The sequence below is a fragment of the Streptomyces daliensis genome (genome assembly GCF_054782395.1).
Window position 1 is genome coordinate 208,140 of record NZ_BAAGSO010000106.1, and the last position, 15,609, is coordinate 223,748.

Below are 15,609 nucleotides of genomic sequence, written 5' to 3' on the forward strand. Positions count from 1 at the left end.
TCCGCGTCAGCCCTTCGGGTCCGGCTTCCAGTCCTGGGCGAGGAGCCCGAGCAGCACCTCGTCCTTGAACTCGCCCAGCACCCAGGCCGAGGAGCGCAGCACACCCTCGCGGACGAAGCCGTTGCGCTCGGCGGAGCCCAGCATCGCGGCGTTGTCCGACAGTGTCTCTATCTGAAGCCTTTGCAGGCCGCGCACGACGAAACCGTAGTGGCACAGCACCGCGACCACGTCGGTGCCGTAGCCCTTGCCGCGCGAGGAGGGCAGCAGCCCCAGGCCGATGTGCGCTGACCGGTTGTGGTTGTCGATGCCCCACAGCGTCGCGGTGCCGATCAGCGCGCCGCCGTCCAGCTCCACCACCGAGAACGCGACGACCCCCTGCTGCGTGTCGTCCACCACGAGCCGCGGATCCTTCGTATCCGGCTTGAGCGGCCGCCACGGTCCGCCTTCGGCGCGCGAGGCGTTGACCACGTCGTCGTACAGCTCCGTCCGCAGAACCGGAATGTCGTCCTCGTGCCGGGCCCTCAGCCCGACCTTGCCGCCCGTTAGCATGCAGGCTTCCTATCCGACGGGCCTGGCCTGCGGCAACCGAATAGAAGACGGGACGGGACGGGACGGGACCGGACTACGCGCCCGCCGCGCCCCTCGCGTTCCGCGCACCGTCCTTCGCGTCCCGCGCCCTGCTGGGCTGGACCCGTTTCGGCTCGCCCTTCATCTTCGGGTGCTCGGGCGGGTAGGGGAGGTCGCCGAGGCCGTGTTCGCGCTCGTCGCGGTCCGCGAGTTCCAGCGCGGCGTCGAGACGGCACGGCCGCGCGTCCATCCCGGCGTGTACGTCGCCGAGTTCCGCGTAGCGCGCGGGCATCGTCACCAGGTCGAAGTCCTCGGGGCGCGCCGCTTCCACCTCGTCCCAGCGCAGCGGCGCCGACACGGGCGCGTGCGGGCGCGGGCGTACGGAGTAGGCGCTGGCGATGGTGCGGTCGCGGGCCGTCTGGTTGTAGTCCACGAAGATCTTCTCGCCGCGCTCCTCCTTCCACCAGGCGGTGGTGACCCGCGCGGGCGCCCGCCGCTCCAGCTCCCTCGCGACGGCGATGGCGGCCCTGCGCACCTGCGTGAACGTCCACTCCGGCACGAGGGGCACGAAGACGTGCAGGCCGCGCCCTCCGGAGGTCTTCGGCCAGCCGCCGTCGAGCCCGAGTTCCGCCAGCAGCGGGCGCAGCTCCAGGGCCGCGCGCACCGCGTCCGCGTAGTCCGTGCCGGGCTGCGGGTCGAGGTCGATGCGCAGTTCGTCGGGCCGGTCGGTGTCCGCGCGCCGCACGGGCCAGGGGTGGAAGGTGAGGCAGCCCAGGTTCGCCGCCCACAGCACGGCGGCGGTGCCGTCCGGGCAGATCTCGTCGGCGTACCGGCCGCTGGGGAAGCTGATGCGCGCGGTGGGGATCCACTCGGGGAGGTTCTTCGGCGCCCGCTTCTGGAAGAACGACTCGCCCTCCACCCCGTCGGGGTAGCGCTCCAGTGTGGTGGGCCGGTCGCGCAGCGCCCGCAGCACGCCGTCGCCGACGGCGAGGTAGTAGCGGGCGACGTCCAGCTTGGTGAGGCCCCGTCGCGGAAAGTAGACCTTGTCCGGGTGGGACACGCGCACGGTACGGCCGTCGGCCGTCAGCTCCACCGCCTCTGCCATACGGTCACGCTAAGCCGGGAGGCGGGGCCCCGCCTCCCGGGCGCGGACGCGTACGGGCCCGACAGGCGAGGCGCCCAGGGCCGCCGCACAATCGCGACCATGGACCTTCCGGTGATGCCGCCCGTGAAACCCATGCTCGCCAAGCCGGCCGCGCGCATCCCGTCGGGCATGCACTACGAGGCCAAGTGGGACGGCTTCCGCGCCCTCGTCTTCCGTGACGGCGACGAGATCCGGATCGACAGCCGTACGACCAAGCCGCTCACCCGCTACTTCCCCGAACTCGCCGACGCGCTGCGCGCACGCCTCCCCGAGCGGTGCGTGCTCGACGGCGAGATCGTCATCGCGCGCGACGGACGGCTCGACTTCGAGGCCCTGCTGGAGCGCATCCACCCGGCCGACTCACGCGTGCGGCTCCTCGCCCAGGAGACCCCGGCGAGCCTCGTCGCCTTCGACCTGCTGGCGCTGGGCGACGGCTCGCTGCTGGACGCGCCGCTCAGCGAGCGTCGCGCGGCGCTGACGGAGGCGCTGAGCGGGGTGCGGGGCGAGGGGGCGGAAGGAGCGTCGGGGCCGCTGTTCGTCGCGCCAGCGACGGACGACGTCGAGGTGGCACGGGAGTGGTTCGAGCAGTTCGAGGGCGCGGGCCTCGACGGCGTGATCGCCAAGCGCCCGTCGCTGCCGTACCGCCCCGACGAGCGCGTCATGGTCAAGGTCAAGCACGAGCGCACCGCCGACTGCGTCCTCGCGGGCCTCCGCGTCCACAAGAGTGGCGAGGGCGTGGGCTCGCTGCTGCTGGGCCTGTACGACGACTCCGGCACCCTCCAGCACGTGGGCGTCAGCTCCGCCTTCACGGCGTCGCGGCGCCGCGAGCTGCTGGCGGAGCTGGAACCGCTGCGCATGGAGTCGGCCGACGGGCACCCCTGGGCCGAGTGGGAGAGCGAGGAGGCGCAGGCGGCGTCCCGGCTCCCCGGCGGCCAGAGCCGCTGGTCGGGCGGCAAGGACCTGTCGTGGGTGCCGCTGCGCCCGGAGCGGGTCTGCGAGGTCGCCTACGACCACATGCAGGGGGCCCGCTTCCGGCACACCACCCAGTTCCGCCGCTGGCGGCCCGACCGCGAGCCGCGCGAGTGCACGTACGCGCAACTGGAGGAGCCCGTCAGCTACGACCTGACGGAGGCGCTGACGGGTCACCCCGGCACCGGCACCGGAACCGGCTGACAGCTCCGGCTGACGGCTCCGGGGAGGGGGGCCATCACCCGTACGGCCCAGCCCGCCGGGTGGCGCGGGAGGCCGCCGCCAAGACTGGGGGAGGAGACACACCGAGGCCGCGCGGGACGCCGGGAAGCCCCGGGAGCCGGGCCCGCCCAGGAGGGACACCCATATGACGCACAGGCACCCGCACGCGCACCCGTGCCCGCACGCGCGGGGCACCCGCGCCGAGTGGCACCAGAAGAGGAAGGACCTCGGACTGCTCGCGCTCAGGGCCGGGACGGGCGGGGTGCTGTTCGCGCACGGCGCGCAGAAGCTGTTCGGCTGGTTCGGCGGCCACGGTCTGGAGGCCACAGCGGGGGCCATGGAGCACATGGGCTTCCATCCGGGCAAGCAGAGCGCTCTCGCCGCGGGCGCCGGTGAGGCGGGCGGCGGTGCGCTGCTCGCGCTCGGCCTCGGGACACCGGCCGCGGGCGCCGCGGCTGCCGGTGCCATGGCGGGCGCCGTCGCCGTGCACGCGCCCGCGGGCTTCTTCGCCACCTCGGGCGGCTACGAGTACCCCGCGCTGCTCGGCTTCGTCGCGGCCGGGCTGGCCCTGACGGGCCCGGGCCGGTACTCACTGGACCGGCTCACCGGGCACCGCCTCGATCAGCCGTGGACGATGGCGCTGGCCTTCACCGGGACGGCCCTCGCGGCGGCGACCGTGCTGTCCCGGCGGAACCGCGCTCAGGCGGCGGAACCGGCGGAGGACCCTGACCCGGACTCGGCCCCGGACCCGGGGGACTCCGACGCGGCGGCTTCCTCCGCCTCCACCTGACGGCGCACCTCGTCCATGTCCAGGGCGCGCGCCTGGCCGATGACGTCCTCCAGCGCTGCCTCGGGCAGTGCTCCGGGCTGGGAGAAGATCACCGTGCGGTCCCTGACGATCATCAGGGTCGGGATCGACTGGATCTCGAAGGCCGCGGCCAGCTCCTGCTGCGCCTCGGTGTCGACCTTCGAGAAGACCAGATCGGGGTGCCGCTCGGCCGCGGCCTCGTAGACCGGCGCGAACGAACGGCACGGCCCGCACCAACTCGCCCAGAAGTCGATCAGGACGAAGTCGTTGCCGGAGACAACCTCGTCGAAGTTGTCCTTGGTGAGCTCTAGCGTGCCCGTGCTCATGTCTCTCTCCTGCGGTGGGGACTCTCGGTCTCGTCCGGTCTCGTCCGCTGTGCGGGTGTGGGGAAACCTGCCCGTGGAACGATGTCGTACGGCCCCGCATTCCCTGCGACGGCACGAAGATGCACGAGAGGTGCGGTAGACATGAGCAATCTCGATCTGCGGCCGGCCCCGTCCTCCTGCGGTGGCCGCGAGGAGGTGTCGGCCCGCCCCGTGTGTGAACTGCTGGAGCCGCGCACGGTGCCACTGGGCGAGAGCACCGAGGTACGCAGACTGCTGCCCAACCTGGGGCGTCGGATGGTGGGCGCGTGGTGCTTCGTCGACCACTTCGGCCCCGACGACATCGCCGACGAGCCCGGCATGCAGGTGCCGCCGCACCCCCACATGGGGCTCCAGACCGTGAGCTGGCTGCACGAGGGCGAGGTGCTGCACCGCGACAGCCTCGGCAGCCTCCAGACGGTACGGCCGCGCGAGCTGGGCCTGATGACCTCGGGCCGCGCCATCTCGCACTCCGAGGAGTCACCGCGCGAGCACGCGCGGCTGCTGCACGGGGCACAGCTGTGGGTGGCGCTGCCCGAGGAGCACCGGCACCGGGAGCCCGCCTTCGAGCACCATGCGCGGCTGCCCCGGGTCACCGGCTCTGCGGGCGCGGCGAGCCAGGGGCTGGACGCGACGGTCATCCTCGGCGAACTGGACGGTGCCACCTCACCGGGCACCGTCCACACCCCTCTCGTCGGCGCCGACCTGACCCTGACCGAGGGCACCCACGCCCGCCTGCCCCTGGAACCGGACTTCGAGTACGCGGTGCTCACCATGTCCGGGACCACCGAGGTGGACGGCGTGCGGCTGGCCCCCGGCTCGATGCTCTACCTCGGCTGCGGACGCGACTCCCTCCCCCTGCGCGCCGACACGGACAGCGGGCTGCTGCTGTTGGGCGGGGAGCCCTTCGAGGAGAAGCTGGTGATGTTCTGGAACTTCATCGGGCGTACGGGGGAGGAGATCGCCCAGGCCCGCGAGGACTGGACGTCGGGGACACGGTTCGGGGAAGTGAAGGGCTACGACGGGGCCCGGCTGCCCGCGCCCGAGCTGCCGCCCGTGCCGCTGAAGGCGCGGGGGAGGGTGCGCTGACCTGCGACGCTGAGGACGTCCCTCGCACGGTGGGGCGGGCAGTCTTGAGCTGGGACTCCGGACCACTCGAATGTTCGGCCGCGCACGCGGCAAGGCGCGGTCTTCTTCGACTGGTGCTGACCGGCGCGTTGACCGGACTCTGTTTACGGGGTTCCAACAAACCTCGTACAGCGCATCACGCTGTAGAGGTGGGTGTTCGCGACGTGCTGATGTGTGGCATCCGACGCCAGGGCGGTTGTGGGGCGGGCGCCTGAACGCAGGGGTCAGGAAGTCGAGGGCGGTGGCGTGGTCGGTACGGGTCAAGGCCGCGCGCTCCAGCTCTGCGGCATCGATGGCCGACAGGAAGAGCGCGGCGGCCGGTCCGGGAGCGGGTACGTCGGCGACCGCGACGCGGGCGTGGCCGTCGAAGACGGTGCTGTCGGGGTCTTCGCAGGCCAGGATGAGGTGCGGGTGGCTCGCCTGCCTGTGGTTGATGGTGTAGCTGGTCAGCGCGCCCGGGGCGATCCGCTGGCCGTTGATCTCGACCGTGGCCTTCGGACCCCGCGGTGATCCGTACGCGGTGGTTGCTCGCGTCGTGATGGTCCATGCGGACGAAGCTCAGGCCGGTGTCGGACAAACGCCGTGTGGTGTTGTGGCCGGGCCCGGCGGCCCGTCTCCGCGGACCGGGGATGTTCAGCCGTTTCACCACGGGAACCAGGGACGGTGGCCCCGTCCTGTCGCGACGCCTCTGGATCGGCCGGATCGTCTCATGGGCGTCGTCGGCTCGACCCCGGCTGGTCGTGACCGGCGAGCCCACCGGCTAACCCCGAGCGACCTCAGCGGTGTGCGCGGGGGTGTAGCGCTCGCCCATTACCTGGTCGCTCAGCGGGTCCAGCGCGGCCAGCGCCTCGGCGTCCAGGGCGAGCTCCAGCGCGGCCGCGTTCTGCTCCAGCCGGGCCGGGCTGCGGGTGCCCGGAATGGTCGCCACCGCCACCCCGAGCCGCTCGGCCTGGGCGTACACCCAGGCCAGCGCCACCTGGGCCGGGGTGGCACCCAGCCGGTCGGCCACCTCGCGCACGGTCTGCGCGATCTTCTCGTTGGCCTCGCCCGCCTCGCCGGCGAAACGGGGGTTGGTGCGCCGGAAGTCCTTCTCGCCCAGTGTGGAGCGGTCCAGGGCGCCGGTCAGGAACCCCCGCCCCAGCGGCGAGTACGGCACCAGCCCGACCCCCAGCTCGGCCATCACCGGGGTGACCGCCTCGACGTCGCGGGTCCACAGCGAGTGCTCGCTCTGCACCGCGGTGATCGGGTGCACCGCGTGCGCCCGGCGCAGCAGCTCGCCGTCGACCTCGGACAGGCCCAGATGGCGGACCTTGCCCGCCTCGACCAGCTCGGCCATCGCCCCGACGGTCTCCTCGATCTCCACGTCCTGGGGCGGGCGGTGGGCGTAGTACAGGTCGATCACCTCGACGCCCAGCCGCAGCAGCGAGGCGTCGCAGGAGCGCAGCACATAGTCCCGGGCACCGCGGATGCGGCGTGACCTGTCGCCGGCGCTGCGGTCGATGCCGAACTTGGTGGCCAGCTGCACCTGGTCCCGGCGGCCGTGGATGGCCCGGCCCACCAGCACCTCGTTGTGCCCGGTGCCGTAGGAGTCGGAGGTGTCCAGGAACGTGACGCCCAGCTCCAGGGCCCGGTCGATGGTGGCCAGGCCGCCGTCCCAGTCGGCGGCGCCGTAGCTCTCGCTCATCCCCATGCACCCCAGGCCCATCGCGCTGACGGTGAGACCGGACGAGCCGAGCGTGGTTCGGTTGATCATGCGCGGATACTCCTCCTGCCCGGCGGACCGGGCGGTACCTCGAGGGCTGACGAACACCTGGAAAACTAGGACTTGGAGCGCGCTCGAAGTCAAGCCGGAGGACCGGCCCCGCCGGAGGGTCAGGCGCGGCAGGGGTGGGTGAGGGTGAAGCGGTCCACCGGCAGCAGGTCTCCACAGGGCCCGGACACCTGGGTATCTGCGCGGGACTTCCGCTCCGACAACGAGCGGCCCGACAGGTCGGGTGCGTCGCCCATCACCGCTCGTCTTCGCCGTCCTCGACCGCGTCCGGGTCCCGCAGTGGGCGCAGGCCCTGGCCGGGGCCGCTGGCTTGATGTTGAACAGGTAGCGGCCCAGGAAGTTGATGTGCCGGTCCTTGAGCGGAGAGAGGCGGGCGACGTCCTCGTCCTTGCTGTCGTGGCCCTCGGCGCGGAGCTGTGCGACGGCGGCGTCCAGGTAGCGGGTGTTCCACAGGACTACGGCGTTGAGGACGAGGCCGAGGGCGGCGAGCTGGTCCTTCTGGCCCTCGCGGTACGCCTGGCGGATCTGGCCGCGGCCGCCGTGGCAGATCGCGCGGGCGAGGCGGTGGCGGGACTCCTGCACGGTGAGCTGCCGGTTCATCAGCCGACGGTAGGTGTCGTCGACCGGGTCGACCAGCGCGAGCAGGTGCATGGTCTTGTCGATCCGTCCGTACTCGGCGAACGCGGCGCCGAGCGGGGTGGGGTGGGGTGGCCTTCGCGGCCGAACATCCGCAGCAGGTCGTAGGCCCGGACCTGAGATCAGTACCTCGATCGATGACTTGTCACCGCGCTGTGCGGCGCTGACGAGTTGGTCGCCCGGCCATGAACTCCTGGTGGACTGGGCCACGTTCCGCCCGCCTCCTTCGACTCTTCGGCCGTATGGCCGCTCATCCTTGTGTGCATAAGAGCCGGTGGCCGGTGCAAAGGATTCACACGAGTTGGGCCGTGGCGAGCGGAGCCGTGGGAACGGGCCGCTCACAGGTCCAGGATGGTCGCTACCAGTTCGCGGCGGCTGCGGACACCGGTCTTCGTGAAGACGCTTTTCAGGTGGTCCTGCACGGTGGCCGCGGTGATGTGCAGTTCCATGGCGATGGCCCGCGAGGGCAGGCCGGCGACGACCCGCGCCAGGACGTCCCGCTCGCGCGGCGTGAGCCCGTACGCGAGCAGCAGCAACTCGGCCACGTCGGCGGTCGGCGCCGGGTGCATCGTCACCGCGAGGGGCCCCGGGCACGGGCCACCGCTCAGCGGCGAGGCGTGGACCGAGAGCCACCGGCCCGACCGGCCACGGATCCGCCCGTAGGCCGGCAGCGCCGCGCCTCTCCCCCGCGCGGCGACCTCCAGTACCGCGATGGGCAGCTCCGCCCCGGACCAGGCCAGTTCGTCCCGCCAGAGTTTCGCGGCCGGATTCTCCGAGAGCAGCCGCATGTCCTGATCGAGCAGGAGCACACCCGCCTCGGCCGGGCCGGGAGCGGTGTCGGCGGGTGCCCGGTGGACGGCCCGGCGCAGGGCCGCGGCCACCGGGGCGGACAGCCGCCGCAGAACATCGATGTCGGCCGGGGTGAAGTCGGGCCGCCCACCGCCGCGGAACAGGGCGATGGCGCCCCAGCACCGGCGGTCCACCACGAAGCTCGCCCGCAGCTCGTGCCGCGCGTCGATCATCGGGAGCACGGCCCGGTACCGGTGGCTGGACTCCGGGTCACCGCCGGTGGCCGCACCGAGCGTGCCCGCGGGCATCTCGGAGCGGGCGAGCGCCGCGAACTTCAGCACGTCGTCCACCAGGTACTCGTTGTGCACGGCGGCCGCGGCCGCGTCCGGCGTGAGCCCGGCACTCACGTCGTCGGTGATCAGCAATGTCGCGGGGTCGATCGCGCCGAAACAGTAGGAGTCGGCCGGGACGAGCCGCGTCAGCCGCTCGGCGATCCGGCGTCGCAGCTCCCGGGAGCCGAGGTCGAGACGGCAGACCGCCTCGACGTCACGCACCGTCTCGCGCTGGGCCACCGGGGAGCTCACGGCCGAACGGTATCCCAGAAGTGTGGGAGGGCCGGGTGGCTGCCCCGCTGCCTACCCTCAGTCCGGAAACGTAAGGCAAGACACAGGAGGTATCACGGCATGTCCCCATCCATGCTCACCGTCGGGCTCGATCCCGCGCTGGTGGACGACGCGCCCTCGTCGCGGGCGGCGTTCCCCGAGATCGACGCCGAAGCGGTGCGGGCCGGTGTGGCCGCCGAGCGGGCCCGGCTTGAGGAACTCGGCTTCACCGTCGACCTCTGCCTGCTCGACTACGGCCGCACGGCCGAGGCGGTCTACCGCGCCGCGCTGTCCGGGAAGGACTACGACCTCGTGATGATCGGCGCCGGCATCCGGCTGGACCCGGCGCTGACCCCGCTCTTCGAGATCCTGGTCGACACCACCCGCGAACTGGCACCCGGCGCGAAGCTCTGCTTCAACGTGAGCCCGTCGACGACCGTCGAGGCCGTCCAGCGGTGGTGGCCCGAACGCGGGCCACTGGTCTAGCCGCTTCCTCCAGACTCATCCATCAGTGCTGGTCAAGGCTTGAGTGTGGAGAGCGTACGGGAACGTCCACGACCAGCGGAGTCCGGCAGCGGCGGCAGGCGCGGCGGGCACGGCAGGAGAGAGGTGCGGACGTATGGGTGCCAGTGGTGTCGTCGGCGAGACCGGGACGGGAGGGTCCGACCAGGCAGAGCCGTCGGTTCCCGCGGCGGACAGGACCGACGGGGGCGTCTCGGGGGAGCGCGTGGTGCTCTTCACGGACGCGGTGACCGCGATCTCCATCACCCTGCTGATCCTGCCGCTGGTGGACCTCGTCCCGGAAGCCGCGTCCGCCCACGAGGGCGCCAGGGAGGTGATCACCGGCCACCTCGGCCAGATCTGGAGCTTTCTGCTCAGCTTCGCGGTCATCGCGAATATCTGGCGGGAGCACCACCGGACCTTCTCATCGGTCACGGAGTTCACCCGCTCCCTGACGGTATGGAACATGGGATGGCTGCTCTCCGTCATGCCGAGGCTGGCGCGTCTCCGACGCCAACGCACCGCCCGCTGACCACTGGAACGGCCGCCGCCCGGACACCCGCCTGAGCCCTGGGGACAGCCGCTCCGCAGCTCGACATGATCGCTGCTATGGCTCAAGACATCCTGCGTGGGGAGATGCACGAGGACGCGCCGACCGCGACGGGCGGGGGCGGGCCGTGACCGTCCGTGCCGTCTTGCTGCCGGTCCGCCGCGAGCCGTTCGCCCTCGATGCCGAGGTCGGGCATCAGCCGGTCCAGCCACTTCGGGGGAGATCCCGCATCGGGGGCCGTATCAGTTCACCGCGCTCTTCGTGGAGTCCGCGCAGAAATCCGTCCCGCCGAAGACGGGCCCGGCGGGATGGCCCCACCCGAAGCTGCTCCCTCCCGCGCCCACCCCGGTCGTGAGGACATTTCCGGTCTGCGTTCCGGGACCGATGACGCATGAGCAGCGGACCGAACTGTCCGAAGCCCTCACCCGATACGGCGGATCACGCTGGCTGAGCTTGGCCAGCGGACCGGAATCAGCGAGAGCACGGTGTCTCGTCTGGAGGGCGGCAGTCGCAAGCCGACTTTGGAGCTGCTGCTGCCACTCGCCGAGGTGTACGCGGTGCCCCTCGACCATCTTGTGGGCGCGCCCCGTACGGGAGCCCCGGGCATTCACCTGCGCCCGGTGACCCGGGGAGGCGTGACGTTGGTGCCGCTGAGCGATTCTGGCGGCGCGTTCCGCGAGGTCGGCCGCGTGATCCGCACCGTGCAGCTACTGCGCTGCCTCTCCGACGCCCCGCTGCGGCAACGGGTGACCGCTGCGACTGACAAGGTCGAGGCGTACGACCGGTGCCCGTGGCGACTCGCACGTAGGTTATCGAGCGCGCTCGTCGATGAGTGCGGCCAGGCCGTCCAGGATGCGCTGTAGGCCGAATTCCCATGCCTGGTCCTGTCCCTCGGACCGGGCTGCCGAGGCGAGGGCCTCGGTGAGCGCGGGGAACCGCTCACCGTGCGCCTGCACCAGGTCGCCGAGGATGGCGCCGAGCTGGGCCTCGGGGTTGCCAGCGGGACCCGCTGCGCGGGCCTGCTGGGTGATGCCGCGTACGTGACCCACCAGAAGGACGGCTGCGTCCATCCGCTCGGCACCGCTCAGCCCCGTACCGTCCAGTGCGGCGACGGCACGCTCCAGCCAGGACAACTCCCCAGGTCCCACGACCCGCGGCCCGAGGGTGGCCTCCAGCGCCCAGGGGTGCTGGGAGAAGACGGCGAGCAACTGACGGGCCCAGCCCTCCAGTTGCTCCCGCCAGCCACCGTGCGCCTGCTTCGCTGTCGGGCAGGGGCCGATCGCGGCGTCGACCATCAGCGCGACCAGCTCGGCCTTGCCCGGCACGTACCGGTACAGCGCCATTTTGGTGACGCCCAGTTGTGCGGCGACCCGCTGCATGGAGACATCGGCCGACCCCTCCGCGTCGGCGATCTCGATACCGGCCCGCGCGATACGGGCCAGGTCGAGTGTCCGCCTGGGGCCCCGCGCGGGCTTCGGGTGCGGCCCCCACAGCAGCCGCACCGCCTCGGCGTGCGCGTCGCTCAAGTCCCCTCCGGTCCTGCCTTGTTGAGGCAATTCAGCTGTGTCTATGGTACACAGTAATTATCAGTGTCCGTCGGACACGGTTTCAGTGAGGGGCATCCCATGACCACGAACGTCCTCATCTCCGGCGCGAGCATCGCCGGCCCGGCGCTGGCCTACTGGCTGGGGCGCCACGGCTTCAACCCCACCGTCGTCGAACTCGCCCCGGCCCTGCGCAAGGGCGGTCACGCTGTCGACTTCCGCGGTGAGACACACCTGACCGTGCTGGAGCGCATGGGCCTGCTGTCGGAGCTGCGCCGTCTCCAGACCGGCGGCAGCCCGATGCGCTTCGTCGACGAGGCCGGCCGGACGCTGCTGCGTCTGCCCGCCGAGTTCGCAGGCGGCGAGATAGAGGTCCTCCGTGAAGACCTGGCCCGGGTGCTGTACGAGCACAGCGCCCCCTACACCGAGTACATCTTCGGCGACTCGATCACCGGCCTCGCCGAGACCCCGTCCGGCGTGCGGGTCGAGTTCCGCGGCGGCGCCTCACGCGACTTCGACCTCGTGATCGGGGCGGACGGGCTGCACTCCAACGTCCGCCGCCTCGCCTTCGGCCCGGAGCGGGACTACGTCAGCCATCTCGGCTACTACGCCGCCACATGGCAGCTCCCCAGGGACAGCTACCCGGGGCTCGCAAAGGGTTCGGTCGGTTACAACGCGCCGGGGCGGCTGGCCTCCGTCGGCGCCGACCACCGGGACCCGGCACGGGCGGGAGCGTTCTTCGTCTTCGCCTCGCCCGAGCTGTCGTACGACCGGCACGACCCCGAACAGCAGAAGAAGCTGATCGCCGATGCCTTCTCCGGCCTCGGCTGGGAGGTGCCCCGCCTGCTCGCCTCCCTTGATCAGGCCCCCGATCTGTACTTCGACTCGATCAGCCGGGCCGACGTGGACACCTGGTCCACGCGGCGGGTGTGCCTCGTCGGCGACGCGGCCTGCGGAGCCACCATCGGCGGCATGGGCACGGGAACCGCGATGGTCGCCGCCTACGTGCTGGCGGGCGAGCTGGCGCAGGCCCGGGGCGAGCACCGCACTGCCTTCACCCGGTACGAGAGCAGGCTCCGCAAGTACGCCAAGGGCTGCCAGGAAGGCGGCGACCGTACCGGGAAGTTCCTCGCCCCCGCCACCGCCACCGGCGCGCGCCTCCGCAACACCTTGCTCTCGCGCTCCTTGTTCCTGAACGGCATGCTCAAACTGGGCGAGAGGGTCAGCAGCACCGTTGCCCTGCCGGACTATCCAGCCGATCCAGTCGCGTCAGCTCATGACTGACGTGCGGCGTCACCGGAGCACGCCCCGGCCCGGTGTTGCCGGTCAGCAGTTGGCCCACTTGCGGGACGAGAACTTGTTGTCGGCGTCGGCCCAGCCCAGTTGGCCCCACCACTGGTTGCGCCTCACGCAGCCGATGTACGCCCTGTACTGGCTGCTCTTGTCCGAGTTACCGCGGGTGGGCGCCCGGAGAAGCACCAGCGCCGCAAGCCTTCAGCCGCGGGAGCGCAGTATGCGGCGCATCCTGTCGGCCCGGTCCAGGAGGTTCGTGCGGACGACCGGGACAACCTGTGCCGCCAGGTCTTCCGCTCGTCCCACGAAGTTCAGGTCGATACCGAACACCGGGAAGAGGCTTTTGGCGTAGGTCGTCGTCGGCTGGGTTCCGCTGCGGTGGATGGTTCGCACGAGATCGAGGTAGGCCTCCGTGTGGGGCCTGAGCAAGTCGTCCTGGCCGGCGCTCCAGAACAGCGTCGCAACTGAGTGGACCGAAGCGATAGGCACCGCGCGGTCCGTCGCCAGCGTCTGCCAGACTGCCTTCTTCTCGGCCGCGTCCGGGGTCGCCGCGCGGACCTGGAGCCTGCTGATCCATGCGTCGGGATCCGGGTCGCGGTCGAGCAGAGCCTGTGCCTCGGCTGCGGTCGGGCTTCCGAGCTGAGCCTTGCGAACCAGTGCCCGCCACTGGAGATCGATGTCTTCCCCGGCCTCGGTCTGGAGCCACGCAACCTCCTCCAGCCCGGACGCAGTGCGGGCGAAGCCACGCAACGCCGCTTTGCGGTAGGCGCCGACGTCGGAGAGGCTGCGGCACGCCTCAGCCACTGCTCGCAGCAGCTCGTCCCGCTCCGATTCCGGGCTCCACAGATCTGCGGCCTCGACGGCCAGGTTGAGATACGGCTCGATCACCGACGCGGACGTCTCGACAGCGAGCACTCCGGTCAGGCACTGCACGGCTTCGGCGGCTGTCGCTTCGCCGTTGATCAGCATGTCCCAGGCCGTGGTGACGGCGACACCCCGCGCGGTCGCAGTGGGCAGGCGAGCGGCGTTGCGGAAGAACGCGTCTCTGGTCGTGGCGTCGGGTCTCGTCGAGGCGAAGGTCAGGTCTTCATCGTTGACCAGATACAGGTCGGCTCCTGCTGGTAGGCCGAGCCGGGTCCGTTCGCCCGTTACCTCGACTTCGACGAGTGCCATGCGCTCAAGGCGGTCCCCGGACCGCTCGTAGGCGCCGACGGCAAGCACATGCGGGCGTGGCCAGCCACCCGGCCCCTGAGCGACCAGGGCGAACCCGTCTGCATCGTGGTCGAGAGTCAGCCGGTCGGTGCCCGCTGTTTCCAGCCATCCCGTGCGCCACTGGTCCAGGTCACGTCCACTGGCGTCGGCGACCGCGTCGATCAGGTCATGCAGCGTGGTGTTGCCCCAGGTATGCGTGGCGAAGTAGCTGGTGAGACCGGCGGAGAAGTTTGCCTCGCCGACGTACGTCATCAGCTGGTGCAGTACGGACGCGCCCTTGGGGTAGGTGATGGCGTCGAACGTCGCTTTCGCCTCGGAAACGTCGCGGACCTGCTGGCGGATCGGGTGCGTCGTCGGCCCCTGGTCCATGAAATAGGCTCTGAGCTTCTCACCGGCCAGATGTGCCGTCCAGGCATCGGTGTACGACGTCACGCTCACCGCGGCCCAGTTGCTCGCGAACTCCGCCAACGCCTCGTTCAGCCACAGGTCGTCCCACCAGCGCATCGTGACGATGTTGCCGAACCACATGTGCGCGAGTTCGTGCAGCAGGTACCGCGAGAAGATGTCCCACTCCGCCCTGGTCGGAGTGGTCCTGCGCAGGAACCAGTCCATCCAGGTGACGCAGCCGAAGTTCTCCAACGCGCCGGGGAACTCGGGCGTGAAGACCTGATCGTATTTATGCTGCGGAAACGGCATGCCGAACTTGCCAGCGAAGAACTCGAGCCCCTGAGTGGTCAGGGTGAACAGCTCATCGGCGTCCCGGTCCAGGATCGAAGCCAGCGACTGCCGGGCGAAGAGACCGAGATCATGACCAGCTCCGCGACGACGCAATTCGTAGTACGGGCCCGCATTGATCACAGTGTTGTACGCCGCCAGCGGCGGCGTCGGCGGGAAGGTCCAGCGCCGCACTGAGCCGAGCTCTTCAACCTGCGGGTCACCGCTATTGCTCAGCACCCGCCAGTCGGCAGGAGCGGTCACGGTGAATGCCCACGGCGCCTTGAGGTCCGGCTGGTCGAAGCAGGCCAACACATACCGGGCGTAGTCGGGAGCGAAGTCGGTGTAGACATACGTCTCGCCGTCGGCGGGATCGACCGCCTTGTGCACGCCCTGGCCATCGGCCGAGCACTCCGTCACCGAGACCACCGTGAGGACGCTGCGTTCGGCAAGATCAGTCAGCGCGATCCGGCCCTCAACAGCCGACCGCAGCACGACCCCGTTGAGCGTGGCGCTCTCAACCGCCGCCGCACAATCGACAAAGGTCTCGGCCCCGGGCCGGTGACACGTAAAGGTTATCGTTGATTCGCACCGGACCCGCGAACCGGTCATCAACTCCGAAAGATCGACGGCCACGTCATACCGCTCGACCGTCAGCAGCCTCGCGCGCCCCTCAGCCTCGGTTTGAGTCAGACTCTTGCCGCTCATCGCTTTCCCTCTCGCAGATCCGCTCATTCGAGTAGTTCCTGCTCATTCCTGCTGTGGAACCTGGCGATCACCTGATTGAAAAGTAGGGT

Annotated in this window: 16 protein-coding genes and 1 pseudogene; 7 read left to right on the forward strand and 10 right to left on the reverse strand. The window is 70.9% G+C overall.

Annotated elements, in window-relative coordinates; translation table 11 throughout:
• Positions 1–6: 6 nt before the first annotated feature.
• Both ACYVOO_RS28560 and ligD read right to left on the reverse strand, forming a co-directional pair.
• Positions 7–549, reverse strand: a complete 543-nt coding sequence (locus ACYVOO_RS28560) for a GNAT family N-acetyltransferase (RefSeq protein WP_461018584.1) — start codon at positions 547–549, stop codon at positions 7–9.
• Between the two features lie 73 nt (positions 550–622).
• Positions 623–1,672 (reverse strand): non-homologous end-joining DNA ligase, encoded by a 1,050-nt coding sequence (gene ligD / locus ACYVOO_RS28565; RefSeq protein ID WP_461018585.1) that lies wholly within the window; start codon positions 1,670–1,672, stop codon positions 623–625.
• 99 nt (positions 1,673–1,771) lie between these two features.
• On the opposite strand from ligD, the gene ACYVOO_RS28570 reads away from it, so the two are divergent.
• Complete coding sequence (locus tag ACYVOO_RS28570; RefSeq protein ID WP_461018586.1) at positions 1,772–2,884, forward strand: ATP-dependent DNA ligase; 1,113 nt, start codon at positions 1,772–1,774, stop codon at positions 2,882–2,884.
• A 163-nt stretch (positions 2,885–3,047) separates the two neighbouring features.
• A complete protein-coding gene (locus ACYVOO_RS28575) occupies positions 3,048–3,692 on the forward strand; it encodes a DoxX family protein (protein ID WP_461018587.1) in 645 nt (214 codons plus the stop codon).
• Here ACYVOO_RS28575 and trxA read toward each other — a convergent pair.
• Positions 3,602–4,036, reverse strand: a complete 435-nt coding sequence (trxA, locus tag ACYVOO_RS28580; protein WP_461018588.1) for a thioredoxin — start codon at positions 4,034–4,036, stop codon at positions 3,602–3,604. The two genes, ACYVOO_RS28575 and trxA, sit on opposite strands and share 91 nt — an antisense overlap.
• A 141-nt stretch (positions 4,037–4,177) precedes the next feature.
• Between trxA and ACYVOO_RS28585 the strand changes: the two genes are divergently transcribed.
• Positions 4,178–5,161: a pirin family protein gene (locus tag ACYVOO_RS28585; protein ID WP_461018589.1), complete on the forward strand. Its 984-nt coding sequence runs from the start codon at positions 4,178–4,180 to the stop codon at positions 5,159–5,161.
• 799 nt (positions 5,162–5,960) lie between these two features.
• Here the strand turns inward: ACYVOO_RS28585 and ACYVOO_RS28590 are convergent.
• From ACYVOO_RS28590 to ACYVOO_RS28605, 4 genes and pseudogenes are all read right to left on the reverse strand, one after another.
• Positions 5,961–6,953, reverse strand: a complete 993-nt coding sequence (locus tag ACYVOO_RS28590) for an aldo/keto reductase (RefSeq protein WP_461018590.1) — start codon at positions 6,951–6,953, stop codon at positions 5,961–5,963.
• A gap of 119 nt (positions 6,954–7,072) precedes the next feature.
• Complete coding sequence (locus tag ACYVOO_RS28595; RefSeq protein ID WP_461018591.1) at positions 7,073–7,207, reverse strand: hypothetical protein; 135 nt, start codon at positions 7,205–7,207, stop codon at positions 7,073–7,075.
• Positions 7,207–7,723: pseudogene (locus tag ACYVOO_RS28600) on the reverse strand (Tn3 family transposase); the annotation flags it as partial. The pseudogene ACYVOO_RS28600 and the gene ACYVOO_RS28595, both read right to left, overlap by 1 nt.
• A 222-nt stretch (positions 7,724–7,945) precedes the next feature.
• Complete coding sequence (locus ACYVOO_RS28605) at positions 7,946–8,980, reverse strand: helix-turn-helix transcriptional regulator (RefSeq protein ID WP_461018592.1); 1,035 nt, start codon at positions 8,978–8,980, stop codon at positions 7,946–7,948.
• A 99-nt stretch (positions 8,981–9,079) separates the two neighbouring features.
• Here ACYVOO_RS28605 and ACYVOO_RS28610 point away from each other — a divergent pair, with 99 nt between their 5' ends.
• The 3 genes from ACYVOO_RS28610 (at position 9,080) to ACYVOO_RS28620 (ending at position 10,912) form a co-directional block, all read left to right on the forward strand.
• Positions 9,080–9,484: a hypothetical protein gene (locus ACYVOO_RS28610; protein WP_461018593.1), complete on the forward strand. Its 405-nt coding sequence runs from the start codon at positions 9,080–9,082 to the stop codon at positions 9,482–9,484.
• 133 nt (positions 9,485–9,617) lie between these two features.
• Positions 9,618–10,031 (forward strand): TMEM175 family protein, encoded by a 414-nt coding sequence (locus ACYVOO_RS28615; protein WP_461018594.1) that lies wholly within the window; start codon positions 9,618–9,620, stop codon positions 10,029–10,031.
• A 446-nt stretch (positions 10,032–10,477) separates the two neighbouring features.
• Positions 10,478–10,912, forward strand: coding sequence for a helix-turn-helix domain-containing protein (locus tag ACYVOO_RS28620; protein ID WP_461018783.1), 435 nt, complete (start codon positions 10,478–10,480; stop codon positions 10,910–10,912).
• Here the strand turns inward: ACYVOO_RS28620 and ACYVOO_RS28625 are convergent.
• Complete coding sequence (locus ACYVOO_RS28625; RefSeq protein ID WP_461018595.1) at positions 10,859–11,575, reverse strand: TetR/AcrR family transcriptional regulator; 717 nt, start codon at positions 11,573–11,575, stop codon at positions 10,859–10,861. The two genes, ACYVOO_RS28620 and ACYVOO_RS28625, sit on opposite strands and share 54 nt — an antisense overlap.
• A 99-nt stretch (positions 11,576–11,674) precedes the next feature.
• On the opposite strand from ACYVOO_RS28625, the gene ACYVOO_RS28630 reads away from it, so the two are divergent.
• Positions 11,675–12,877: an FAD-dependent monooxygenase gene (locus ACYVOO_RS28630; protein ID WP_461018596.1), complete on the forward strand. Its 1,203-nt coding sequence runs from the start codon at positions 11,675–11,677 to the stop codon at positions 12,875–12,877.
• 42 nt (positions 12,878–12,919) lie between these two features.
• Here the strand turns inward: ACYVOO_RS28630 and ACYVOO_RS28635 are convergent, their stop codons facing one another.
• Both ACYVOO_RS28635 and pepN read right to left on the reverse strand, forming a co-directional pair.
• Positions 12,920–13,072, reverse strand: coding sequence for a hypothetical protein (locus ACYVOO_RS28635; RefSeq protein WP_461018597.1), 153 nt, complete (start codon positions 13,070–13,072; stop codon positions 12,920–12,922).
• 15 nt (positions 13,073–13,087) lie between these two features.
• Entirely contained in the window at positions 13,088–15,520 is a 2,433-nt protein-coding gene (gene pepN / locus ACYVOO_RS28640) for an aminopeptidase N (protein WP_461018598.1), read from the reverse strand.
• Positions 15,521–15,609: the final 89 nt, after the last annotated feature.